The sequence below is a fragment of the Vibrio sp. 10N.237.312.B06 genome (assembly GCF_041464685.1).
In the GTDB taxonomy this organism is placed as follows: domain Bacteria; phylum Pseudomonadota; class Gammaproteobacteria; order Enterobacterales; family Vibrionaceae; genus Vibrio; species Vibrio tasmaniensis_A.
In genome coordinates this window covers 1-24,407 of the sequence record NZ_JBFSPI010000078.1, presented here as the reverse complement: position 1 = coordinate 24,407, position 24,407 = coordinate 1, and the positions used below count along the sequence as shown (strand labels likewise).

Here is a 24,407-nt window from a genome sequence, read left to right as displayed (position 1 = left end):
TTCTACAATCAAAAATTCTAACGAAGTTATCGAGTTTTTTAACAAGCTAGGGTGAACAGTTATTTACTACGATTGGTATAAAGTAACGGTAATCTATTTACGACTCGAGTAGTACCGTCGCCACCGCATAATGGCGCTCATCTGAGATAGTCAGATGAATCGACTTTGTACCACTCGCTTCTGCGATTTCACGCGCCTTTTTATGTAGGCTTAGAACTGGCTTGCCATGCTCATCGTTTGAAATCTCGAAATCGTGGAAGGTCACACCAAGAGCGATGCCTGTGCCTAATGCCTTAGACGCCGCCTCTTTTGCAGCAAAACGCTTTGCAAGGTAACGCCCTTTTTGCTTAAGTTGCTGGAATACTTCAAATTCAGAATCGGTCAAAATACGCTGAGCGAAAGCCTCACCACTTCGTGATAATGCCTTTTCAACACGTTCAATTTCTGCGATATCTGTACCTAATCCAACAACAGCCATGTTTACCCTACTACCAACTTCTATCTATTAACTTTTCGATTCTACTGATTAACCGCTTAACGCTTACAACTAAACGAATGCCGAGTTAAAGAACTAAGCGTTGTTGCGCGCTGTTTCCATCACGGCTTTCATGTCTGCAACGGCTTTATTCAAACCATCAAAGACTGCGCGGCCCATGATCGAGTGACCGATGTTCAACTCGTAAATCTCAGGAAGTGCCGCAATTGGCGCTACGTTATGGTAAGTCAGACCGTGACCCGCATTCACTGTAATACCAAGGTCGTCTGCGTAGCTTGCACCTGCAGCAATCTTTTTAAGCTCGTCTTGTTGGTCTTCTTCAGTTTTAGCATCAGCATAGTGGCCAGTGTGCAGTTCAATGAACGGTGCGCCACACGCTTTCGCAGCATCGATTTGCTCACGATCGGCATCGATAAACAGAGATACTTTGATACCAGCAGCCGACAATTTTTCGGTCGCCGCTTTGATCTTTTCAAGTTGACCAACCACGTCCAAGCCGCCTTCCGTTGTCAACTCTTCACGCTTTTCTGGAACCAGACAAACGAACTCAGGATTAGTATCGAGTGCAATTTGAACCATCTCGTCCGTTACAGCCATCTCTAAGTTCATACGAGTCTGGATTGTCTCAGCAAGAATACGTACATCACGATCAACAATATGACGGCGATCTTCACGCAAGTGAATCGTAATGCCGTCAGCACCCGCACGTTCAGCAATTTCAGCTGCGTGTACTGGGTCTGGATATTTAGTACCACGTGCATTACGTAGAGTTGCAATATGGTCGATATTAACGCCTAAAAGGATTGAGCTCATTTTCCAATACTCCGTGCTCTAGAGAGGGCTATTGTTGGCATAAATAGCTCTCTACTTTTTAATGGTTTGCCGCCAAGATACGGCTTTAAGGCTATGCGTGTAAAGCGTTTTGCCGCTTTTAACTGCTCTTTAGTGATAAACCTACGCTCACTGATTGCGATAAGTTCATCGCCCATAAAAGTCAGGTTATCTCGACGCACCGAAGCGATGAAGCCTTTCTGCTCTCGATAGCGATAAGTCATGCTCGGATCAATCGCTTCGCCAGTGCCCGCGCAGTGTAAAAAGTCGACGCCATATCCCATAGCGGAAAGTAGAGCCAATTCAAAACGACGCAGCGCTGGCTCAGGGTTCTCATTATGAGCGAGTTCTGTTAAGGCATGAAGATAGTCATGAAAAAATGCGGGCATGGCCACTTCGGCCATCAACACTCGCCCAACTAATTCATTAACGTACATTGCTGAATACAGATTAATGCCGGCAAGAGGAAGCCCCAAGCTGATCGGTTCAGCTTGGCGCAACGTTTTCATTGAACCATTGCCAGACCACTTAAGCAGTAGCGGCGTAAAAGGTTGCAATGCACCTTTCAAATTAGAACGCTTACTCCGCGCACCTTTAGACATCAACGTCACCCGACCGTACTCTTCGCTGAAGACGTCCAGAATCAGGCTCGACTCACTGTATGGTCGACGGTGCAACACAAAGCATCGCTGTAATCCTTCGCTCAATCACTTACCCTTCTTACAGATACAAAAAGAGAGAGTTCGCACTCTCTCTTGTATTTATATTCAATTCAACTTTCTTAATATCAGAAAGTGACGTTCAATATATTATAGATCGTCGATGTAGCCTAACGAGCGAAGTGCACGCTCATCGTCAGCCCAACCAGACTTAACTTTAACCCAAGTCTCTAGGTAAACCTTACGACCGAACAGTTCTTCCATGTCGATACGAGCTTCACGGCCAATCGTTTTGATCTTCTCGCCCGCTTTACCAATCACCATCTTCTTCTGACCAGTACGTTCAACAAGAATCAAAGCATTGATGTGGAAACCATCGTTATCTGGGTTGTAATCAAAACGCTCGATTTCAACCGTTACTGAATAAGGTAGCTCTTCGCCTGTGAATCGCATCAGTTTTTCACGGATGATTTCAGAGGCCATAAAGCGCTGTGAGCGATCCGTTACGTACTCTTCTGGGAAGTGGTGCGTCGCTTTGGGTAAAGAATTACGAACGTGCTTACGCAGTACATCGATATTCTTACCTTGCTTCGCCGAGATTGGCACAACATCAAGGAAGTCCATCTTCTTAGACACTTCCATCATGTGTTGCATCACGTCTGTACGGTCTTGAACGTTGTCTACTTTGTTAATGCAAAGGACAACTGGGAAATCTGTTTTTCTCAGCTTGTTCAGTACCATCTCATCGTCGTCAGTCCAGTGAGTACCGTCAACAAGGAAAAATACTAGGTTCACATCGCTCAGTGAGCTGTTCGCCGCACGGTTCATCAAACGGTTGATTGCACGCTTTTCTTCGATGTGAAGTCCAGGAGTATCAACGTAGATCGCTTGGTAATCACCTTCAGTTTCTACACCCATAATACGGTGGCGTGTTGTCTGAGGTTTACGTGATGTAATCGAGATTTTCTGACCCAAAATATGGTTCAGAAGCGTCGATTTACCTACGTTTGGTCGACCCACGATAGCGATGAAGCCACAGTGTTGGTTTTCCGGTAGGCCCGTTTTTTTGCTATCAGATGAAAAGAATGCATCGATATCGAAATCTTGATTGTTATCAGACATTGCTTAGTTGCTCTAATGCTGTTTCAGCAGCCGCTTGTTCTGCCTTGCGGCGGCTAGTGCCTTTACCGATAACAGGTTTATCCACACCTGCCACTTCACACTCAACCGTAAACTCTTGGTTGTGTGCTTCACCTTTAATATTAGTCACTGTGTAGACAGGTAGGGGATTTCTTCGACCTTGTAAAAACTCTTGTAAGCGAGTTTTTGGATCTTTTTGAGATACACCAGGCTGAATAGACTCTAGGCGAGATTGGTACCAGCTTAAAATAATACGGCGAACAACCTCGGTATCACTATCTAAATAGACAGCGCCGATGATCGCTTCAACCGCATCCGCTAGAATAGAATCACGACGGAAACCGCCACTCTTCAACTCACCTGGACCTAATTTTAAGTAATCTCCTAGTTCGAATTCACGACCTAGTTCTGCCAATGTATGACCACGTACTAATGTTGCGCGCATGCGGCTCATATCACCTTCGTTTACCTTAGGGAAACGGTGGTAAAGATCATCAGCGATAACAAAACTTAAAATTGAATCGCCCAGAAACTCAAGACGTTCGTTGTGTTTACCTGCGGCACTGCGGTGAGTCAGCGCCAAATGGATAAGATCGGCATCATTAAACTGATAGCCAATCTTTCTCTCTAGTTTATCAATTGGAGAATTCATGCTCTCTCGATGTGTTATGTGATCGATTAGTGAATCCCACCGATGCGATTAAAACGCACACCAGTAGGAATCCATGTTGGAAGTACACTGTCTGAACCGCGTTCGAATTCGAAGCTGATCCAAATAGCAACGGCCTTACCAACAAGGTTTGCTTCAGGGACAAAGCCCCAGTAACGGCTGTCAGCACTGTTGTCACGGTTATCACCCATAACAAAGTATTGGCCTTCTGGAACGATCCACTCGTTAACACCATTGCGAGGTTGATATGCTTGCACACGATCACGGCGTAATGGGTTAACTAAGATTTGGTGCTCCACGTCACCCAGTTGTTCATTCAACTGAATTAGAGGCACACCATCTTGAATAAATTGGCTTTCTTCAACGTTACTCAACTTCACTGGTTTACAGCTACTGCCACCCTTCGCTTGAATACAGATTTCTTTATTGCTGCTGTAGCGAATGGTATCACCCGGCATACCAATAACACGCTTGATGTAGTCGATATTCGGCTGAGGTGGGTATTTGAATACGATTGAATCACCACGTTCTGGTTTGCCTGTTTCTACCAATTGAGTGCGCCATACAGGATCTTTTAGACCATAAGCGTACTTTTCTACCAAGATGAAATCACCAACCAATAGTGTTGGCATCATCGAGCCAGATGGAATTTGAAACGGTTCATAAATAAATGAACGCAAAACCAAAACAAATGCAATTACAGGGAAAATGGACACACTGTTCTCAACCCACCAAGGCTGAGCCGTAACTTTTGCGCTGGTTGCAGCGTCTAGGCCATTCGACTGTGCTTCAACGTCAGCCAGTTTTTGTTGGCGCTTCTTCGCCCACACAAACTTTTCCAACGCCCATACAATGCCAGTCACTAGAGTTACGATCACTAAGATAAGCGAAAATGTATTAGCCATTGATATCCCTTAAATTTCATTTCTTTAAAAATAACGAAAGTGAAAGAGCATAACTCTTTCACTCTGCTTAATATTTCTAATTTGTATCAATCATGCTGACTAAATGCTGGGAAGATTACGCAGGAAAAATCGTTTAGTTCGAGGCGAAAAGTGCAGTGACTAGTGGGCCTAATTGCAATCTTTGCAACAAAGAAATAAACGATTTTAACCAGTAATGTTCAGCAGATAGTTAGTGCGATTGATACCTAGTCTTTGCCAACATGAAGGATTGCTAAGAATGCTTCTTGAGGCAGTTCAACGTTACCGATCTGCTTCATACGCTTCTTACCTTCTTTTTGTTTCTTAAGAAGTTTCTTCTTACGACTGATATCACCACCGTAACATTTTGCAATTACGTTCTTACGCAGTTGTTTCACTGTAGAACGAGCAATAATGTGGTTACCAATCGCGGCTTGAATCGCGATATCAAACATCTGACGAGGGATGAATTCTTTCATCTTCTCAACCAGTAGACGACCACGAGACTGGGCAATGTCTTTGTGTGTAATGATCGCCAGTGCATCAACCGTTTCACCATTCAACAATACATCTACGCGTACCATGTTTGATGCTTCGTAACGTTGGAAGTTGTAATCCAATGATGCGTACCCGCGAGACGTTGACTTCAAACGGTCGAAGAAGTCTAGAACCACCTCTGCCATAGGAAGATCGTACGTCACAGCAACTTGGTTACCGTGATAAACCATGTCGACTTGCACGCCACGCTTCTCAACACACAGTGTGATCACGTTGCCTAGGTAATCCGAAGGTACCAGAATATTACAGCGAGCAATCGGTTCACGAATTTCTTCTAAGTCATTAATAGCAGGCAGTTTAGCCGGGCTATCAACATAGAGAATTGTGCCATCCGTTTTTACAACTTCGTACACTACGGTTGGTGCCGTTGTGATTAGGTCTAGGTCGTATTCACGCTCTAAACGCTCTTGGATGATCTCCATGTGAAGCATTCCTAAGAAGCCACAACGGAAACCAAAGCCAAGTGCTGCTGAACTTTCTGGTTCGTAAAATAGTGATGCATCGTTCAGGCTTAGTTTGCCTAGTGCGTCACGGAAGTTTTCGTAGTCATCAGACGATACTGGGAATAGACCTGCGTATACCTGAGGCTTCACTTTTTGGAAACCAGGTAGACGTTCTGTGCTGCCGCCTTTTGCAAGCGTCAATGTATCACCAACAGGTGCGCCAAGGATGTCTTTAATACCACAAACAACCCAGCCAACTTCGCCAGTATTTAGCTCAGTTGTGTCGATTTGCTTAGGTGTGAAGATACCTAGACGGTCAACACCCCAAACTTGGTCTGTCGACATTACTTTAATCTTGTCGTTCTTCTTCAGCTTACCGTTCTTGATACGAACCAAAGAAACAACGCCTAAGTAGTTATCGAACCAAGAGTCAATGATCAGAGCTTGTAGTGGCGCTTCTGGATCACCTTCCGGTGGCGGGATAGCCGTTACGATGTTTTCAAGAACGTCATCAACACCGATACCGGTTTTTGCAGAACAACGCGTCGCTTCCATCGCATCGATACCAACGATCTCTTCGATTTCTTCAGCAACTCGTTCAGGTTCAGCAGCAGGTAAGTCAATCTTGTTCAAGATTGGCACTACTTCCAGTTCCATTTCGATCGCGGTGTAACAGTTTGCTAGAGTTTGAGCTTCAACACCTTGGCCGGCATCTACTACAAGAAGCGCGCCTTCACAAGCGGCTAGAGAGCGAGATACTTCGTAAGAGAAGTCTACGTGTCCAGGGGTATCGATAAAGTTAAGTTGGTAAGTTTCACCATCTTTAGCTTTGTAATCTAAAGTCACACTCTGCGCTTTAATTGTAATACCACGCTCGCGTTCTATATCCATAGAATCGAGGACTTGAGCTGCCATCTCACGTTCACTTAACCCTCCACAAACTTGGATTAAGCGGTCAGAAAGGGTCGACTTACCGTGGTCGATGTGGGCGATAATCGAAAAATTACGAATGTGCTTCATAGGCTTGGTGTGACTAAACTCTTTGAATAGGGATAATAAGAAAGCCGCAACGCGTCCAATCTACAGTCAGCATTGGTGGCGGCATTTCAATCAAGTTGGCAGATTCTACCCAATTTAAGGGCAATAAGCATCATAAATTAGATGAGAGACTTGCCTAGGATTCTAATCAAGACAACTTCTTGCTTGGATTTATCTTCCATTGGTTTGGCTAAGCGCTTCGCCAAACCAATACCACCAGCAGTAAACAGCGCTGCAGTTAAGATAACAATGCCCTCGCCCCCTTGAAGTAAGGGTTGTAACAAGAGTTGTCCAAAACCAGCACCAACCATCAACATGAAAAGCGGGATAAGATAAACAATAGCCGCAGACTGAAGTAGGCTTTTTTCTGGAAAGCCAATTTCTACGATCTGGCCTGCTTTGACTAGGCTTTGGGTTTTAAGCTGCCAAAACAAGGATTTATTGCCAACAGCCTTGGTCACAATACCCGTTCCGCAGCTTTTTCGAGATGAGCAGCTGCTGCAACTGGTTTGTTGTTCGCAACTCAGTTGAACAAAATATTGCTTACCTTTTTGTTCGACTGAGCTAACGGTTGCCAACGCAGTCATCATTGCGCTGGTGCCGGTTTATTGAACGTGACGGATTGAGCGATACGCTTGGCCGTTGCTGGCGGAATATCACCAACCACAGAGATTTCTTTGTCGCCAATCACTAAGCTGTGCAAGGTTCTTCGCCCTTGGCGTACCAGCTGTCCTTTCAATGAATGTTCGTCTTTATCGGCGATATAAACCGAAAAGCTAAATAATCCATCACTGAAAAGCTGGCTTTCAACCATTTTCTCGGTCGCAGCCATTTGGTAACGGCTGAGTTCTTTCGATTTAAATCCTTCTGGCACCCACGAGGCTTGCCAGTCGGTCTCACTCACCAAGCCTTCTGGCAATGACAAAACCTTCGGCAATTTAGCTTGATTCAAGCCGCCCATTGCTTCTGCAATTTTATCGTTCACGACATAAGAGATAGTGCGGTACTGCTCAAGCACTTCGCCATCACGATCCAAAAGATCGGCACGCAAAGGAAGGTTGGTTTTCTCGTCGACCCAAACCACATAAGAGTATCGAAGGCCGTCTTTCGGCACTACGCGTAATACTTGCGTGGTACTGCCCGCCTCACGAGAACGCCCAACTTTTACAAAATCGTAGTATTGGTTGAGAGAATCGATATCTCGATTAATCATCGGTATGACAGGTGCAACCATGCTGCCAGACTGAATAGTAAATGGCTCTGTACCCGGTTCGATGTAGCTAACTTCATTGCCACGTCGAATAACCTCACGAACAGGGCCGCTTAGATAAACAAGGTGTGCAAGTTGTTGGTCGTCGTTAACTGCATGACGATAAAGCAGAGGTTCAATACTGCTCTTCTTTATCAATATGTAGGAGAGTTCGTAATTTAGATGCTGACTGGCCTCGTTCATTTGATGTAACAAGGCCTTTGCAGTGGTTTCCTCTGCAAAGGCTGTTGGAGACATCAAGCTGAACAGTGTCAGTGCACTGACCAGGATTTTCTTCATTCAATATCCGATTCTAGGTGTGCATCTTCCATTGGCGATGCATCACTGTTTAATCTTAGTTGTAGCTCATAATCTTCTAACAATGCATGAACGCGTTTGCGTTGCTCTTGCATGTTAGCTTCAGATGCAGGTCTCTCAACAGAGTCACGCGTTAAGCTTACTGGTTCCGCAGAACCTGCAAATGGAATCGTCTGGAGTACAGGCAACTGCTCTGGAGCTGCGGGATCGCTGCCGCCGTATTGCTGAACACCTAATACAACTGCTAATGAAACACACGCTGCCACGGCAACTTGTCCAAACTGTTGTAACCACGCAGGAAGCTGACGCTTCGCTTGCTGAGGTTTAGGCTGCTCTTCTATCGGAGCAACAATAGGTTCAACATTCACTTGGTGCAGGTTCGACATTGAACCATGTGCAGGCTCATCATCAAGCGCTGCCGCTACACTGTTAGCAATGTTCCACTCTGGAGTTTCTGGCGCATCCCCACGCATAACATCACCAATTAAATGGTAACTCTGCCAGGTATCCATGCTTTCTTGATCAGATTCGAGATCTACTATGAGAGCTTTATCGATCGTTTCACCATCCATGAGTGCCGAAAGCTTTTCTTTATCAGCCATTATTTTCACCATAATTATTACAAGTTCTAGCGTTGTAAAAGAGGTTTAATTTTCTTTTCTACCGCTTCACGAGCTCGGAAAATACGCGAACGTACGGTTCCTACAGGGCAATCCATTACTTCTGCAATCTCTTCGTAGCTCAAACCTTCGAGCTCACGCAACGTCATTGCAGTTTTTAAGTCTTCGGGTAGCGCTTCAATCGCTCCAAAAACAACTTGTTTCAATTCGTTTGACAGCGTTAAGTTCTCAGGGTTCGATATTTCTTTTAACGCGCTGCCTGTTTCGTAATATTCTGCATCTTCTGCATCGACATCTGTTGCTGGCGGCCTGCGGCTCTGGGCAACAATATGATTTTTAGCGGTGTTCACGGCAATTCGGTACAACCATGTATAGAAAGCACTCTCACCACGAAAGTTAGGTATCGCGCGGTAAGCTTTAATAAAAGCTTCTTGTGCTACATCAGGTACATCACCGGAATTATTCACGTATCGAGAGATAAGATTACAAACTTTGTTTTGATACTTAACCACTAATAAGTTAAATGCCTGCTTATCTCCACTCTGAACTCGCTCAATCAACACTTGATCGGTTAGCTGCTCGTTCATTCGAGCGGGTACTCCTATTGTTATAACCCTTACCTTCACAGATATGGGTACTAATTATGCGAAATGTAGTATTGACACCACCGTCTACAAGAGCACTATTGTGACTAAGCCAAATACCGAAAGTTCCAACTTTCCTAAAATTATTTGCCATTATTGTTTCACAATGTGATGTAATAAAAATAGTTATCCCTATCAATTTGGGGAAACTTGAGCAAAAGCAATGGTATTGAGCAATTAAATATTTCTAGATAGCTGTCTATATATTGATTTTGTGTCGTGTTTTAGGATGACTAGGGAAAGATTATAACAGTCTTACCCAAACTCCTAAAACAAGACGAAGTCAATTGAGCATGGACAACTCGACAATAGCCCGGGATTTAATAAGTTTTATGAACGCAAACCGTGAACATCAGTGTGATGTATTAGTGGTAGGAAGTGGTGCGGCAGGCTTGTCATTAGCCTTACGCGTAGCAGAACATGCAAAAGTAATTGTATTAAGCAAAGGACCACGCAGCGAAGGATCGACGTATTACGCACAAGGTGGTATTGCGGCGGTGTTCGATGAATCGGACAGTATTGAGTCTCATGTAGAAGATACTCAAATTGCTGGGGCTGGGTTATGCGAAGAAGATACAGTTCAATTCATTGCTGAAAATGCTAAAGAGTGTGTGCAATGGCTGATTGATGGTGGTGTTCCATTTGATAAAGATGAGAACAGCACAGAAGGCCAACCAAAATATCACCTCACTCGTGAGGGCGGCCACAGTCACCGCAGAATTCTGCACGCTGCCGATGCAACTGGCATGGCGATGCAAACCTCACTGCAAGATAACGTCAAGAATCACCCAAATATCGAGATCTTCGAGCGTCACAATGCGCTGGATTTAATCACTGAAGATAAGATAGGTGGTTCGAAAGACAAGGTTATCGGTGCCTATATTTGGAACCGTAACCAAGAACACGTTGAAACCGTGCGCGCTAAATTTGTTGTATTAGCAACAGGCGGCGCTTCAAAAGTTTACCAATACACCTCTAACCCAGATGTCTCTTCAGGTGATGGTATTGCTATCGCTTGGCGTGCGGGTTGTCGTGTGGCAAACCTTGAGTTCAACCAGTTCCACCCGACTTGCTTATTCCACCCAGAAGCGCGTAACTTCCTACTAACGGAAGCATTGCGTGGTGAAGGTGCCTATTTGCGTCGCCCAGATGGCTCTCGCTTTATGAAGGACTTCGATGAGCGCGGTGAATTGGCTCCACGTGATGTGGTTGCTCGTGCGATTGACTTTGAAATGAAGCGCTTAGGTGCTGACTGCATGTATGTTGATATCAGCCACAAACCTGAAGAATTCATCACGACGCATTTCCCAATGATCCATACTCGCTTGATGGATTTGGGGATTGATATGACCAAAGAACCGATTCCAATCGTACCGGCAGCTCACTACACTTGTGGTGGTGTCATGGTCAATAAGCAAGGTCAAACTGACCTCACTAACCTATATGCGATTGGCGAAGTGAGTTATACCGGCTTGCACGGTGCAAACCGTATGGCTTCAAATTCACTGCTTGAGTGTGTGGTATACGCGTGGGCAGCCGCCAAAGATATCGTTGAAAACATCGACCAATCTCAACTGTGCGCTGAACTTCCGGCATGGGATGAAAGCCAAGTCACCAACAGTGATGAAGAAGTGATCATTCAACACAACTGGCACGAGCTAAGACTGTTCATGTGGGATTACATGGGTATTGTTCGAACGGACAAACGCCTTGAACGTGCAATGCGCCGCATTCAGATGTTGCAGCAGGAAACTCATGAGTACTACAGCTACTTTAAGGTTTCAAATAACCTATTAGAACTGCGTAACTTACTACAAGTGGCTGAGTTGATGGTTCGCTGTGCAATGCAACGTAAAGAGAGCCGCGGCCTACACTACACGCTGGATTACCCAGAACTTGCAGAAGACAGCGGCCCAACCATTCTGACACCAGAGAAAAGCCAGTCTTGATTTTTGGTCATGGAAAAAGACGACAGGGAGCCTAGAGCTCCCTTTCTTTTATCTTTGGTTCTTGTTTATCCAATGCTTTCGTTTATCAAACGGACTCGTTGTAAATGCGCCAAGAAGTGTCGATATTCACGTTCATTGCAACTATCTCGCCACAACAAGACTGAATATCCGCACTCAAACTGCAATTTAACGAAGAACTGCGCCCAGATCTTATCAACGGACTTAAGTGTGTAGGCTTGCTCATTGAGTCGGATCTCGCCATCTTCTTTATAGTCAAAGCACCCATGTGCTGTATTAAAAATTACATGATTGGCTTTAAACAAACTGAACACTAAAGCTAAACAATAGAGGGCAACAGCGAGTGGAATAGAAGAGAAAACGATGAAAAACAAAAGGCACCCAAAAACAGTGCCTTTTGCAAATAATGCGAAATACGAAGGGTTAAGCTGAAGCTTAACGAACCTTGCTGAGGTTATGCGCGACAATTTTATCAACCATTGAAGCATGGCCTAGGTTTTCACTGCGTCCGTGTCCCATTACCCAAGTAAACAGGTCTGGGTCATCACACTCTAATAGAGAAACAAACTCACGCTGCTCCTGCTCTTGCAATGAATCAAAACACTCTTCAAAAAATGGCATGATAACTACGTCAAGTTCCAACATGCCACGACGGCAACCCCATTTAATTCGTGCTTTCTGCTCTGCAGTGTACATTGGCTATCCTCACCTATAATTTTTCTTTCTCGGAGTGTAACAAGTCATACGCTCTGCAACTACTATGTGAGTCACAGTCCCTATCTAAGCTCACAAAAAAACCTAAGCTGACAAAGAAACAGAACCGGATTAACATAGAGCCAAATAAAATTCTTAGGAAAGATAAAATGGATTGGAAAAACACATTTCAGCCGCTCGCTCATACGCAAAAAGAATCGCTTCCAGATCTGATGATGACACACGTGTCAGACTGGAGCGCAATTACCATGATAGGCGATGACAAAAAGTCGTACCTACAAGGTCAAGTTACGTGCGATGTCGTCACTCTTCCTAATGATGAATCTACATTAGGTGCGCATTGTGATGCGAAAGGAAAGGTATGGAGTATCTTTCGCTTGTTCCACCACAACGGTGGCTACGCACTCATGCAGCCTAAGTCTGCGATTGAAGTCGAATTAGTTGAAATCAAGAAATACGCTGTATTCTCTAAGGTTGATATCGAGCAAACGTCTGACGTTGTTATCGGTGTCATGGGCGCGTCCGCTGATCAATACATTGACTCGATTTCAGAAAGCCAAGGTAAAGTGCGTGTAATCTCTGGTGGCACCGCTGTTCAAGTCTCTGACAACCGTTGGGCTCTACTTGTTACGCAAGAAGCAGCAGAAGCCTTGGTATCAAGCAGCACTGCAGAAAAAGTATCAGAAGCGCTTTGGCAGTATCATGAAATTCTTGATGCTCAGCCGAACCTATCGAAAGCAGAGCAAAACGAACACATCCCTCAAGCACTCAACCTGCAAGCGATTGGCGGTATCAGCTTTTCAAAAGGCTGTTACACAGGTCAAGAAACAGTTGCTCGTGCTAAATACCGTGGCATGAACAAGCGTGAAATGCGCATTGTTTCAGGAACGAGTTCGGATGTATTGTCTCTAGAGAATACGATTGAACTAGAGCGCAGCGTAGGTGAGAACTGGCGCGGTGCAGGCCGACTATTAAACGTCTATCAATTTGCTGATAATCAGGCGATTGGTTTGATGGTGTTGCCAAACAACCTTGATGACGATGTTCAGCTTCGATTGACTGCGCAACCTGAGCAAGTATGGAACATTCTGCCACTGCCTTACAGCCTTGACGAAGAGTAACCACGTGGAAACACTGATTACACAATGGTTAGATCAACAGCAGGTGGACTATCGCCTGTTGGTGCAAAGCAAGCCAACCACCAGCATCGAAGAGACCGCGCAAGAACGAGGTATTAATGCCTCTCAAATGGTCAAGTGCATCCTGCTTAAGGATATGGGAAACCAGTATGCGTTGGCCTGTACTCCTGGCGATCGCTCTATCGATCCAAAGAAAGTACGCTCGGTACTGAATTGCCGTCGAATGACCTGCGTATCACTCGCTGATGTTGAAGCCATCACCGGCTTTAAAGCTGGATGTGTTGGGCCTATTGCTCTAAAGAGATACATGCCGATCATTTTTGATCCTTCCATTCAGAGCAACTCGACCGTTACCATTAGCTCAGGTGATCGAATGGCTGGCGTTGCGTTGGATCCCAATGATCTCATAGCACTATGTGCACCGATCGTCGCTGACATCAGTCGATGAACGTTTCGAACAGATCATGCTTCGCAAGCTTCATGTTAATATTTCATTGAGTACATTTTTAGTGTGAACTTCGTCATAAGAAAAACACACCCACCCTAAATAGTTACTCAAAATAAAAGCATAAGTAGTCATAAGATTGAATTTGCGTTATTGTAATTTTACTGACTAGCCTTTAAGCAAATCAGTACAAGTGAATCCACTGAGTAACATCAGTATCCACTTTTGTGTAATGCATCTGTGACTATTCGCCCGTTTTAGACGGGCTTTTTTTTGTTCAAAATTTACAATTTGATTACACAAACAAAAAAATCCCGCCTATTCTTATACTTGTAACATTAGCACTGCTTAATACCGGACAGGAAAGTTCGTAGCAGTTCACTACTCAGTACTATTTTGGGGAGGAGCTCACGTAAAAATAGATATTTACTGAAGAAAGTGCTTAGAACAGCACAAATATCTAATTAACGTCAACTCTACTGCATATTACTCCATGCTTATCACAATAATTATCTCGGAGTTTTTCTATAATATGCAGGCTAGGTAAATATAAGGATAATTAAAAATGAGACTGTTTAAGCGCTATACACCGAGTATGATTGCTAAACATGTAAGTCGACTTTTCAAAGGACGAATCTACATTTACGGCGTAGGTAAATTTGAGTTTGATAACGGTAAACTCGTACTACCAGACCGAGCAGAGAAGCGTCACTTCCAAACCGTGAAAGAAATAAATAGTGAAATCATGAAACTGCGCTGCGCGTACGCATGATCTGATAGTCTAAAGAATTAAAAACAAAAAGGGTTGGCATTATGCCAACCCTTTTTTCGTGTTCAGATTGAGTCAATGGCAATCAGCTCCAGCTGCTGACCATCAACAACGGCTCACCCGTGCGCGACTATTGATTTGCGATTGTTGATTATTGGTGCGTAACTGGACGCTTGGCTAGATCAGGAAGATTGCCCGACAACCCCAGCGCTCGCTTCATTATCTCATCTTTCGCACCCGGTAATTGACCAGCAAGCTTCATACCGATACCACGAATCAGCTTCTTAGCCGGATTATCGCCTTCAAACAGATCTTTAAAGCCCTGCATTGAAGCAATCATTTTCGCCGCCTCAGCTTTTCTCCAGCGCTCATAGCCACGAAGGTTGCGCTTGGTGCCAATATCCTCACCAGAAGCCCATAGCGTTAACAGCTCTTGCGCTAAGCTTGCTGCGTCTAATAGACCAAGGTTCACACCTTGCCCTGCTAATGGGTGAATAGTATGAGCAGCATCTCCCACCAAAGCGACACGCTCTACAGCAAAGTCACGTGCATAACGCATGCGCAGTGGGAAGGCAAAACGGTCACCAACCACTTCGCATAATCCAAGCTTTGAGTCGAACTCTGCCGTTAGCTGCTTATTAAAGTCAGCATCCGACATTGATACAAGCTTCTCGGCACGATTAGGCTCCGTAGACCAAACTATCGAGCTCATTTTGCTTGGCTGCATTGGCAGGAACGCCAACGGCCCTTGCGGTGTGAATATTTGACGAGCAACGCTATGGTGCGGCTCTGAGGTTTTGATGTTCGCGACAATCGCACTGTGGCCGTAATCCCAATGAGTTAATGGGATATCTTGTTGCTTGCGAACCCAAGAGTTTGCACCGTCAGCTCCAACAACTAACTTTGCTGTCAGCGCTTGGCCGTTGTCTAAGGTTAGCCATGCTTCGCTCTCACCAATCGCCATCGTTTTACACGTTGCAGGCATGTATAGGCTGACATTATCTTGCTTCTTAACCTGATCAAGCAGCGCTAATTGGATTACGCGGTTTTCTACAATATGGCCTAGGTTAGGCTGTGCTAAGCGTGTTGAGTCAAACTCAATGCGAGCAAAGCTGTCTTGTTCCCACACTTCCATCGCTTGGTAGGGCGCAGCACGTCTTTGTTCGATACCTTGCCATGCGCCTAGATTGCGAAGAATCACTTCACTCGAGCGGCTCAATGCCGACACACGCACATCAGGCAATTCGCTAAGCCCTTCGCTAGGCGCTCTGCCTTCAATGACCGCAATTCTTAGATCGCTGTCTTTCAGTGCAGCGGCAAGCGCTAGGCCAACCATGCCACCGCCAACAATCGCGATATCAACACTTTGCATCATTATTTATTACCTTATCTTTCTACTAGGCCAAGCGTATGACGCAAAAGTGGACCTTTAAGTGGTGGAAGGTTATCAATTACGGCTAACCCAAGGTTTCGCCCAATACGAGCGGTCAAAAAATCGTTTGAGAACAGATGAACTAGGCTTGAAGTCAACGTAATCGTCGTGTCTCTGTCTTGTTCTCTGCGCTTTCTAAAGTTAACAAGACCTGTGTAACGACCCACATCATCCAATTGAGTACATAACTCTTCAGCCAAGGAAGCCACATCACGGATGCCAAGATTAAAACCTTGCCCCGCAATAGGGTGAAGTGTTTGAGCAGCATTGCCTACGATCGCAAAACGATGAGAAATATTCTGCTGGCGATGACGAAGAATTAATGGGTAGTTCGCACGCTTGCCCACTTTTTCTAATCGACCAAGTCGCCAACCGAAGTCATTCTGTAACTGCTCAAGAAATTCGTTGTCGTTTAAGGCCACCACTTTTTGTGCTTGTTCCGGTGACAAACACCAAACTAGCGATAAACGGTTGTCGCTCATCGGTAACAGAGCAACTGGCCCATGATGAGTAAAACGCTCAAAGGCTCGACCTTGATGGGGCTCACTAGCAACAATATTGGCAATCACAGCGACTTGTTCAAAGTCATGTTCGCTCAATGGGATATTCAGTTGCTGACAGCAGGTTGAGATAGCACCGTCAGCTGCAACCAATAACTTAGTGCTTACTGTCTGCCCACTTGTCAGCTCAATCGTCGTTAACGATTCATTACGTTCAACGGTTCTAACAGACTCAGGGCAAAGCATCGTAATTGCAGCTTCTGATTCAAGCTTCTGCTGATAGATTCGCCCCACATCCGCCAACTCCACCACATAGCCAAGCGCATCAACAGCAAGATCTTCACTGTAGATGTCTGTCATCCCAGCATGACCTCGATCTGATACATGAATATCTTTGATCGGGGTTGCTACGGGAGCGATAGATTGCCACAACTGCAAAGAATCGAGGATCTGCACCGTGCCATAAGACAAAGCAATCGAACGAGAATCAAAGCCTGGGTGAGCTTGATGATCAACCTGATAAGGCTCTACTACCGCGATCGATAGAGAACCTTGACTGAGGTGATTCAGAGCAAGGGCTAAGGTCGCCCCCGCCATTGCACCACCAGCAATTACAACATCATACTGAGCCATTATAACCTCAAACCGACAAGCGGATTAATGAATGGTTGGAGCTGCATCTTCAGATGGGCGAGCACCGAATTCAGCATGAATCGTTAGTGCACACGCTTTTACGTGTTCAATAACGTGCTCTAGAAGCTGCGCTTGCTCTTCCATATCATCGTCTTCGTCAATGCCTAGCTTTGCCATCTCTTCAAGATCAGCTAATGCTTCTTTGGTACCGTCAGACGCTTTATTCAATTGAGCGCCAACCAAGCCTAAACCAGAGATAAAGTGGTTAATCCAATCTGACACACCATCAGCCAAATCAAACAAGCTTGCGCTTGCGTCTTCATCAGGCAGCAACATAGACAGTTCCATGCCTGAACCTGTGATTTCGCTGGTCGTCACCTTTAATGTCGCTTCCGCTAACGTTAATGCGCGATCTGGCCACCCCATGCCTTCATTGGTGTAATCAAAGATAAGTGGTTGCCAGCTTTTATCTGCTAGGTTTAAGCCTCCGCTCAACATACCCGTTAATAAACCATGCATCTCAGCAGGATTTACGGCTAGGCTTGCCGATTGAAGTTCAGTCGCAACCGTTAGGTAGTCAGGTAAAGTAGTTTCGCTCATCAGATAGCTCGCTCAGTTATTCTTTATATCGATAGTATAATCGTACCACTTCACCCCAATTCTGGTAAGCGTCGATCCTGAGCAATTGAAGGATGACTGACTACCAATTGTTCAATTTGCTGAATTACTGTGTGCTCAAGCTCTCATTTACAAACAGTCACTCTGAAAAGCTTGAATCTTAATAGCGGTTTACCTATAGTTTCTCCCTCAGAGGAGATTGCTTCCTCATCGGTACTTGCACTTTTTCTTTCTCAAAAAATGATAAAGAGCAACAGCCTTAAATAGTGCGTTAAAGAGTTCATCCATCATGAGTAATCAAGCGGTAGACGTTGAAATATTAGGAAAACTGACTCGAGTGAATTGTCCCCCAGGGCAAGAAGAGTCATTGATTGCAGCGGCGGCCGATCTTGATAATCGATTGAAAGAGATGGCTGAACGTACTAAGGTAACCAATGAAGTGAAGCTGCTAACGATCGCAGCTCTGAACATTTGCTATGAATTACAAACCAAGAAGTTTGAAGCAAATGATGAACAAAACGCACTGACCGAGCGAATGGAACAGCTCACGACATCACTTTCAGATGTCCTCAGTAAAGTTAAGCACGGACAGCAATAGCGTACACAAAATTTACCCTGGAGTGTTTGTCAGAGGATTCACGTCCCCGAGCCGATAAGCAATCCCTAAGGGTTAGTACTTGAGTGCTATTGAGCATGCTCGGTCCGCCGAGAAGCCTACGGTAATCATTGCTGATCCGCCTTGAACTCGCTGGTTCAAGGGCCATCTATTCTCAACGGCACTTTGGGGTATCCCTTCTTATGAAGACGCTCACACGCAGCGAATTTCGCAAACAGATCCGTATCAAACGCAATGCCTTATCTGGCGACCAACAAACTCAATCAGGTATAGACTTAGTTAAGCAGTGCTCTCAGCTTGATGAGATTCAGTCAGCTCAACATATCGCCCTCTATATTTCCATTGATGGCGAACTCGATACCCAGCCTTTAATTGAATGGTTATGGGCGCAAGGCAAGCAAACTTATTTACCAGTATTACACCCCTTCTCTACCGGACATCTGCTGTTTCTACATTACTCTCCAACCACACCCACTGTTTTGAATAAGTACGGCATTGTCGAACCTCAGCTCAATCAAATGCTGGTTAAACCTTGTCAGCAACTCGATCTCATTCTGACTCCCCTTGTAGGCTTTGACTCTCAAGGGCATCGCTTAGGCATGGGCGGCGGATATTACGATCGCACCTTGGCTCGATGGTTCGAGACGGGTGAAGGCGCAACGCCAATTGGTTTGGCTCATGATTGCCAGCATGTCGATACACTGCCAATTGAAGAATGGGACATTCCGTTACCTAAAATCGTGACTCCGAGTAAAACTTGGCAATGGGAAAACAACCATTAAAGCGCTATAATCGCGCCGCAAACGTTAACCTCGATATCCAAAAGTTACCCCAATATCTAAACGTTAACTTCATCATTACGCAAACGATTAATTCAAAGCGCAAGACCTTATTCAGGAGAATGGCATGACTCAAGATGAAATGAAAAAAGCAGCGGGCTGGGCAGCACTTCAATATGTTGAAGAAGGCAGCATTGTAGGTGTAGGTACTGGCTCAACAGTAAATCACTTCATCGACGCACTTGGCACAATGAAAGACAAAATCAAGGGTGCGGTTTCAAGCTCTGTAGCCTCTACTGAAAAACTAGAAGCGCTAGAAATCAAAGTATTCGAATGCAACGACGTATTCAAGCTAGACATCTATGTTGATGGCGCTGACGAGATTAACGGTTCTCGCGATATGATCAAAGGCGGCGGCGCTGCTTTGACTCGTGAAAAAATCGTAGCAGCTATCTCTGATAAGTTTATTTGTATCGTTGATGGTACCAAAGCAGTTGATGTGTTGGGTAAATTCCCACTGCCTGTTGAAGTTATCCCAATGGCACGCTCATACGTTGCTCGTGAATTAGTAAAACTTGGTGGTGACCCAGTTTACCGCGAAGGCTGCACAACCGATAACGGCAACGTGATCCTAGATGTGTACGGCATGGCGATCGAAAACCCAAAACAGCTAGAAGATATCATCAATGGTATCGCTGGTGTGGTAACGGTTGGTCTGTTCGCTCACCGTGGTGCTGATGTAGTTATCACTGGCACGCCTGAAGGCGCAAAAATCGAAGAATAAATAATAGAAGATTGAGTTTTTCTGTTACTTCATTACAGACGGTGCCCTAGGGCGCCGTTTTTTTTGCTTTATTGCTGTAAAATTATGTCCTATTCCGTAATTTTCTTACCCAAAACATTTTTTTTTTGTTACTTTATTGTTCAGAAGACGCACAGGGAAAACGTTTGTCTCCTAACAAAGTGGTGAATTTGTTCCCCTTTCAGCCATTTTGTAGCACGTGCGCCGCATTTGCCCAACCTTTCCATTTTAAGGACGAGAACAATGGCCAAAGTTTCACTGGAAAAAGAAAAAATAAAAATTCTACTTCTAGAAGGTCTTCACCCTTCTTCTGTAGAAGTACTGCAAGCCGCTGGTTACACAAACATTGAGTACCACAAAGGCTCACTACCTGAAGATGAACTTCTTGAAGCAGTTAAAGATGCTCACTTCATTGGTATCCGTTCTCGCACCAACATCTCCCAAGAAGTTATTGATGCGGCTGAAAAGCTGGTTGCTGTCGGTTGTTTCTGTATTGGTACTAACCAAGTCAACCTTCAAGCAGCAGCAAAGCGCGGTATCCCTGTTTTCAATGCACCGTTCTCCAACACTCGAAGTGTTGCCGAACTCGTTCTAGGTCAGGTTCTATTACTGCTTCGCGGTATCCCAGAGAAGAATGCTCTTGCTCACCGTGGTATCTGGAAAAAGAGTGCAGACAACTCTTACGAAGCTCGTGGTAAGCGTTTAGGTATTATTGGCTACGGTCACATCGGCACTCAGCTGGGTATTATTGCTGAAAACCTTGGTATGCGTGTTTACTTTTACGATATCGAAAACAAGCTGTCTCTAGGTAATGCCACTCAAGTTCATACTATGACCGAGTTGCTGAACAAGTGTGACGTGATCTCTTTACACGTACCTGAAACCAATGAAACTAAAGACATGATGGGTAAAGAAGAGTTCGAGCGTATGAAGCCTGGCTCTATCTTTATCAATGCAGCTCGTGGCACGGTAGTTGACATCCCTGCTCTGTGTGGCGCTCTGGATTCTGGTCACCTGTCTGGTGCGGCTATTGATGTTTTCCCAACAGAACCAAAAACCAATGCAGACCCGTTTGAGTCTCCATTAATGCAGTTCGATAACGTGATTCTAACGCCTCACGTGGGTGGTTCAACTCAAGAAGCACAAGAGAACATCGGAGTTGAAGTTGCAGGAAAACTAGCGAAATACTCTGATAACGGCTCTACGCTATCAAGTGTTAACTTCCCAGAGGTATCACTGCCATTGCATACGGGCACATCTCGCTTGCTACACATTCACGAAAACCGCCCAGGTATCCTAACTCAGATCAACACCATCTTCGCAGAAGAAGGGATCAACATCGCGGGTCAGTACCTACAGACTGCAGCAGATATGGGTTATGTTGTGATCGACGTGGAAGCGAATCGCTCTGAAGAAGCACTGCTTAAACTGAAAGAGATCGAAGGCACAATCCGTGCTCGTCTTCTTCACTAATCATCACATTCAAAATGCATAAAAAAGGCTCTCATCATGAGAGCCTTTCTAGTATTTGGCCTATCGTAGGTAATTATACCAATCACAGTAAGTAAGTGATCAAAAATAGCGTAGGAAAAAGGCTTGAGAACCAGGCGGCATTTTTCGATAAGTAGTTATTCTACAATCAAAAATTCCAACGCAGTTATTGAACATTTTAACAAGCTAGGGTGAACAGTTATTTACTACGATTGGTATTAGATCATCATGATCCAAAACCTTCTATAACGCTGCTGTTACTCTTCGATCTGATAGATCACATTGACACGATCACGAATGGTGATCGTTGAGTCTTCATAAGAGTTCGATTCTGTTCTTGCATCCATCGCCATTGAACGCATTAGCACTGGCTGAGAAGATTGTGCGTTGTAATCAACACGCCAAACATCACCTAGCTCACGCTCAAAACCACTCGCTAATGATTTAGCTTTTGATGTCGCATCTTTGATCGCTTCTAAGCGTGCTTGCTCTTGATACTTAGCTTGGTCACGAACTTGCAGCTGGATATTATCGATCTGGTTAATACCCTGTCCTATTGCAATATCTATGTACTCATTGAGATTAGCGAGCTCATTCACTTGAACGCTCACATTGCGTGAAGCGCGGTAGCCAACCAATTCTGGTTTGCCATCTTTTGGATAATGGTACTGAGGAGATAGGTACAGATTAGAGCTGTGTACGCTCGCCTCATCTACGCCGGCTTGGTGCAGCTTATTTAGAAAGCCCGTTACCACTTTATCAACAGTACTTTTAGCCTGTTCAGCCGTCATCGTTGACTCTACCACTCTCACTGAGAATGTCGCCATATCTGGTGTCGCGATGACTTCACCATAACCTGTTGTTGAAATATGCGGAAAGGATGGAGAGTCAGCCAGTGATGGAAAGCTCACAGCACTCAACGCAGCAGTAAGAGTAAGAGACGTTGCTAACATCTTTGGTACAAACTTCATTAGGTAGACCTATGCTAAACAAATGTCCTTCCATCATAGAGTAATTTATCGTTTAGCCAATCCTGATTGTGCACATCTAACAGAACTTTGACGCTGAAAAAACCAACAACTTACTGAGGTAAATGATTGTGAGCAAAACTTAATATCGCCTGGGATACCTCTTTTAGCACCCCACTCTCAAGCTGCCAATGGTGCCAATAGATGCGATAAGACAGCAGAAAGCCAGGGGTAATATCAATCAGAGCACCAGACTCTAGTTCCTCGATAATCTGCAATCGAGGAATCAAGCAATAGGCAACACCCGATAATGCCAAGCGCACAAATGCTTCTGAACTGCCGACCGTATGATTGATCACACTGTCTCTGGGTACATTGAAATGATCATGTAGAAATTTCTTATGCAGATCATCGTATTGATCATAGGAAACTGCAGGCGCCTTGCTTAATGTGGCGTAGTTTACGCCCTCAGAGAAGTAACGCTGATGAAAACCAGGGCTTGCCACACACACATAATCCATCCTACCGAGGTAGTCAGCACTGCATCCAGGGATCGCTTGAGGCTCCAAACTGATCGCACCGGCAACCTCACCGCTTTTTATTTTTTCAATGGTTCTAGACTCACCATGAATCGCGAGGTTCAACTCGACTTGACGAGACTTCATCACATCCGACAGTGCAGGTAACAACCATGTCGCCAAACTATCAGCGTTGGTGGCTATGGATATAGATAGTGGTTGAGTACCCTCTTCATTCATTAACTCAGGCACAAGCTCGTGCTCTAACAAGCGAACACGACGATACAAACCCAACAGCTTTTTTCCTGCTGGTGTAGGCCTTGGTGGGTTTTCTCTCACCAGCGCAGGCTGGGCTAACCACTTTTCTAGCTGCTTGATACGTTGGGACACCGCTGATTGGGAGATGTATAACTGCTCAGCGGCTCTCTCAAAGCTACGTTGTTTCACCACAGCATCCAGTGCTTCAATCCATTTATAATCCAATCCACGCATCAATTTGCTTCCTTTTTAAGCTAACCCAAGCCACATTAGCAACTCTAATAATGGATTAAAATCATTAATTATACTTATTTACAGGGTCGGAGTATCTTCGCCACATAGCACGTAAATATCGTTAATTAAGTGGAGGTTAAAATGAGTTTTTGGGTTTTATTACAAGGTTTTGGTCTAGGGGCAAGTATGATAATCCCGATAGGCGCACAAAATGCGTACGTCCTAAATCAAGGAATAAAACGCAATCATCATTTAACGACTGCAACGATTTGTAGCCTGCTCGATACCCTGTTTATCTCATTGGGTATTTTTGGTGGCGGAGCAATTCTGTCTCAAAATGAATTGCTGCTTACCTCTGTGACATTGGGCGGTATCGCTTTTCTAACGGTATATGGTTTGCTATCACTGCGCAGTGCATTCAAAACGCGCACCAGTGATGAATCAAAAGGTGAGGTATTGGCTCGTGGCAAGCGCACCGTTATTTTGGGTGCATTAGCTGTAACAGTATTAAACCCACACCTCTATTTGGATACCGTGGTGATTCTAGGATCCATTGGCGGGCAGTTTGAAGGCAACGACAGAATTGCGTTTGCGATGGGGACTATCTTAGCTTCATTCGTGTGGTTTTATTCCTTATCATTAGGCGCAGCAAAGCTAGGTCCAACACTATCGAAACCTAAAGTTAAGAAAGGCATCGATATCGCAGTAGCAACCATGATGTTCGCTATTGCACTTGTGCTCGCCAATGGACTCATTGAGCAATACGGGTAAACCTATTCTTCTTTAGTCATCAAACAAACTTTACTCATCCAACAAAAAAGGCGAATAACCTAAGTTATCCGCCTTTCCTTATAAAAGTGTCCCGTCCTGAAATGTGTTTACACATTGAGGACGAATTATGACTACTTCAAATAGGACCTATGTTAAGCGCACTC

27 protein-coding genes and 1 other RNA gene are annotated in these 24,407 nt (G+C 44.8%); 10 read left to right on the top strand and 18 right to left on the bottom strand.

Features of this window, described 5'->3' with window-relative positions; all coding sequences use genetic code 11:
• Positions 1 to 97: 97 nt before the first annotated feature.
• From acpS to rpoE, 11 genes are all read right to left on the bottom strand, one after another.
• Positions 98 to 478, bottom strand: coding sequence for a holo-ACP synthase (gene acpS / locus AB6C75_RS18080; RefSeq protein ID WP_017100747.1), 381 nt, complete (start codon positions 476 to 478; stop codon positions 98 to 100).
• A 93-nt stretch (positions 479 to 571) separates the two neighbouring features.
• Complete coding sequence (pdxJ, locus tag AB6C75_RS18075; protein ID WP_009847651.1) at positions 572 to 1,309, bottom strand: pyridoxine 5'-phosphate synthase; 738 nt, start codon at positions 1,307 to 1,309, stop codon at positions 572 to 574.
• Positions 1,306 to 2,034: a DNA repair protein RecO gene (gene recO, locus AB6C75_RS18070; protein WP_012604785.1), complete on the bottom strand. Its 729-nt coding sequence runs from the start codon at positions 2,032 to 2,034 to the stop codon at positions 1,306 to 1,308. Before recO ends, pdxJ begins: the two co-directional genes overlap by 4 nt.
• Before the next feature lie 102 nt (positions 2,035 to 2,136).
• Positions 2,137 to 3,108 carry a GTPase Era gene (gene era, locus AB6C75_RS18065; protein ID WP_004735384.1) on the bottom strand — a complete coding sequence of 324 codons (972 nt, stop codon included), beginning with the start codon at positions 3,106 to 3,108 and terminating at the stop codon, positions 2,137 to 2,139.
• Positions 3,101 to 3,778 carry a ribonuclease III gene (gene rnc / locus AB6C75_RS18060; protein WP_004735383.1) on the bottom strand — a complete coding sequence of 226 codons (678 nt, stop codon included), beginning with the start codon at positions 3,776 to 3,778 and terminating at the stop codon, positions 3,101 to 3,103. Before rnc ends, era begins: the two co-directional genes overlap by 8 nt.
• 26 nt (positions 3,779 to 3,804) lie before the next feature.
• A complete protein-coding gene (lepB, locus tag AB6C75_RS18055) occupies positions 3,805 to 4,701 on the bottom strand; it encodes a signal peptidase I (protein WP_017103267.1) in 897 nt (298 codons plus the stop codon).
• A 245-nt stretch (positions 4,702 to 4,946) separates the two neighbouring features.
• Positions 4,947 to 6,740 (bottom strand): translation elongation factor 4, encoded by a 1,794-nt coding sequence (gene lepA / locus AB6C75_RS18050; protein WP_009847653.1) that lies wholly within the window; start codon positions 6,738 to 6,740, stop codon positions 4,947 to 4,949.
• A gap of 137 nt (positions 6,741 to 6,877) precedes the next feature.
• Complete coding sequence (locus AB6C75_RS18045) at positions 6,878 to 7,348, bottom strand: SoxR reducing system RseC family protein (RefSeq protein ID WP_372108525.1); 471 nt, start codon at positions 7,346 to 7,348, stop codon at positions 6,878 to 6,880.
• Positions 7,345 to 8,307: a sigma-E factor regulatory protein RseB gene (gene rseB, locus AB6C75_RS18040; protein WP_009847655.1), complete on the bottom strand. Its 963-nt coding sequence runs from the start codon at positions 8,305 to 8,307 to the stop codon at positions 7,345 to 7,347. Before rseB ends, AB6C75_RS18045 begins: the two co-directional genes overlap by 4 nt.
• Positions 8,304 to 8,927 carry a sigma-E factor negative regulatory protein gene (locus tag AB6C75_RS18035; RefSeq protein WP_029223850.1) on the bottom strand — a complete coding sequence of 208 codons (624 nt, stop codon included), beginning with the start codon at positions 8,925 to 8,927 and terminating at the stop codon, positions 8,304 to 8,306. The genes rseB and AB6C75_RS18035 overlap by 4 nt, the downstream gene beginning before the upstream one ends.
• 26 nt (positions 8,928 to 8,953) lie before the next feature.
• Complete coding sequence (gene rpoE, locus AB6C75_RS18030; protein ID WP_004735377.1) at positions 8,954 to 9,532, bottom strand: RNA polymerase sigma factor RpoE; 579 nt, start codon at positions 9,530 to 9,532, stop codon at positions 8,954 to 8,956.
• A 389-nt stretch (positions 9,533 to 9,921) separates the two neighbouring features.
• Here rpoE and nadB point away from each other — a divergent pair, with 389 nt between their 5' ends.
• Complete coding sequence (gene nadB, locus AB6C75_RS18025; protein WP_009847657.1) at positions 9,922 to 11,538, top strand: L-aspartate oxidase; 1,617 nt, start codon at positions 9,922 to 9,924, stop codon at positions 11,536 to 11,538.
• A 65-nt stretch (positions 11,539 to 11,603) separates the two neighbouring features.
• Here nadB and AB6C75_RS18020 read toward each other — a convergent pair whose 3' ends face one another.
• Together AB6C75_RS18020 and AB6C75_RS18015 are read right to left on the bottom strand one after the other, a co-directional pair.
• A complete protein-coding gene (locus AB6C75_RS18020) occupies positions 11,604 to 12,044 on the bottom strand; it encodes a protein YgfX (RefSeq protein ID WP_347230482.1) in 441 nt (146 codons plus the stop codon).
• Positions 11,992 to 12,252: a succinate dehydrogenase assembly factor 2 gene (locus tag AB6C75_RS18015; protein ID WP_004735374.1), complete on the bottom strand. Its 261-nt coding sequence runs from the start codon at positions 12,250 to 12,252 to the stop codon at positions 11,992 to 11,994. The genes AB6C75_RS18020 and AB6C75_RS18015 overlap by 53 nt, the downstream gene beginning before the upstream one ends.
• A gap of 167 nt (positions 12,253 to 12,419) precedes the next feature.
• Between AB6C75_RS18015 and ygfZ the strand changes: the two genes are divergently transcribed.
• The 3 genes from ygfZ to AB6C75_RS18000 all read left to right on the top strand — a co-directional run bounded on the left by ygfZ (position 12,420) and on the right by AB6C75_RS18000 (position 14,626).
• Positions 12,420 to 13,391, top strand: a complete 972-nt coding sequence (gene ygfZ / locus AB6C75_RS18010) for a tRNA-modifying protein YgfZ (RefSeq protein WP_135382346.1) — start codon at positions 12,420 to 12,422, stop codon at positions 13,389 to 13,391.
• Between the two features lie 4 nt (positions 13,392 to 13,395).
• On the top strand, positions 13,396 to 13,857 hold the full coding sequence (locus AB6C75_RS18005) for an aminoacyl-tRNA deacylase (protein WP_009847659.1): 462 nt from the start codon (positions 13,396 to 13,398) through the stop codon (positions 13,855 to 13,857).
• A 562-nt stretch (positions 13,858 to 14,419) separates the two neighbouring features.
• A complete protein-coding gene (locus AB6C75_RS18000) occupies positions 14,420 to 14,626 on the top strand; it encodes a DUF1107 domain-containing protein (RefSeq protein WP_009847660.1) in 207 nt (68 codons plus the stop codon).
• 148 nt (positions 14,627 to 14,774) lie between these two features.
• On the opposite strand, the gene AB6C75_RS17995 is transcribed toward AB6C75_RS18000, so the two are convergent.
• From AB6C75_RS17995 to AB6C75_RS17985, 3 genes are read right to left on the bottom strand one after another with little or no spacing between them, the layout of a single operon-like run.
• On the bottom strand, positions 14,775 to 15,998 hold the full coding sequence (locus AB6C75_RS17995; protein WP_372108521.1) for an FAD-dependent 2-octaprenylphenol hydroxylase: 1,224 nt from the start codon (positions 15,996 to 15,998) through the stop codon (positions 14,775 to 14,777).
• Between the two features lie 11 nt (positions 15,999 to 16,009).
• Positions 16,010 to 17,188, bottom strand: coding sequence for a 2-octaprenyl-6-methoxyphenyl hydroxylase (gene ubiH / locus AB6C75_RS17990; protein ID WP_372108519.1), 1,179 nt, complete (start codon positions 17,186 to 17,188; stop codon positions 16,010 to 16,012).
• Between the two features lie 24 nt (positions 17,189 to 17,212).
• Positions 17,213 to 17,788 (bottom strand): YecA family protein, encoded by a 576-nt coding sequence (locus tag AB6C75_RS17985; RefSeq protein WP_004735367.1) that lies wholly within the window; start codon positions 17,786 to 17,788, stop codon positions 17,213 to 17,215.
• Between the two features lie 307 nt (positions 17,789 to 18,095).
• Here AB6C75_RS17985 and zapA point away from each other — a divergent pair, with 307 nt between their 5' ends.
• From zapA to serA, 5 genes are all read left to right on the top strand, one after another.
• Positions 18,096 to 18,404: a cell division protein ZapA gene (zapA, locus tag AB6C75_RS17980; protein ID WP_004735366.1), complete on the top strand. Its 309-nt coding sequence runs from the start codon at positions 18,096 to 18,098 to the stop codon at positions 18,402 to 18,404.
• Between the two features lie 11 nt (positions 18,405 to 18,415).
• Positions 18,416 to 18,598, top strand: a non-coding RNA gene (gene ssrS / locus AB6C75_RS17975) — 6S RNA.
• A gap of 6 nt (positions 18,599 to 18,604) precedes the next feature.
• Complete coding sequence (locus AB6C75_RS17970) at positions 18,605 to 19,204, top strand: 5-formyltetrahydrofolate cyclo-ligase (RefSeq protein ID WP_017100741.1); 600 nt, start codon at positions 18,605 to 18,607, stop codon at positions 19,202 to 19,204.
• A gap of 124 nt (positions 19,205 to 19,328) precedes the next feature.
• Positions 19,329 to 19,985: a ribose-5-phosphate isomerase RpiA gene (gene rpiA / locus AB6C75_RS17965; RefSeq protein WP_009847664.1), complete on the top strand. Its 657-nt coding sequence runs from the start codon at positions 19,329 to 19,331 to the stop codon at positions 19,983 to 19,985.
• 261 nt (positions 19,986 to 20,246) lie between these two features.
• On the top strand, positions 20,247 to 21,476 hold the full coding sequence (serA, locus tag AB6C75_RS17960; RefSeq protein WP_012604798.1) for a phosphoglycerate dehydrogenase: 1,230 nt from the start codon (positions 20,247 to 20,249) through the stop codon (positions 21,474 to 21,476).
• Positions 21,477 to 21,751: 275 nt separating this feature from the next.
• Here serA and AB6C75_RS17955 read toward each other — a convergent pair whose 3' ends face one another.
• Together AB6C75_RS17955 and AB6C75_RS17950 are read right to left on the bottom strand one after the other, a co-directional pair.
• A complete protein-coding gene (locus tag AB6C75_RS17955) occupies positions 21,752 to 22,465 on the bottom strand; it encodes an oxidative stress defense protein (protein WP_372108515.1) in 714 nt (237 codons plus the stop codon).
• A 110-nt stretch (positions 22,466 to 22,575) separates the two neighbouring features.
• Positions 22,576 to 23,472, bottom strand: coding sequence for a LysR family transcriptional regulator ArgP (locus AB6C75_RS17950; protein ID WP_122047391.1), 897 nt, complete (start codon positions 23,470 to 23,472; stop codon positions 22,576 to 22,578).
• Between the two features lie 141 nt (positions 23,473 to 23,613).
• On the opposite strand from AB6C75_RS17950, the gene AB6C75_RS17945 reads away from it, so the two are divergent.
• Entirely contained in the window at positions 23,614 to 24,243 is a 630-nt protein-coding gene (locus AB6C75_RS17945; RefSeq protein WP_017103276.1) for a LysE/ArgO family amino acid transporter, read from the top strand.
• Positions 24,244 to 24,407 lie beyond the last annotated feature (164 nt).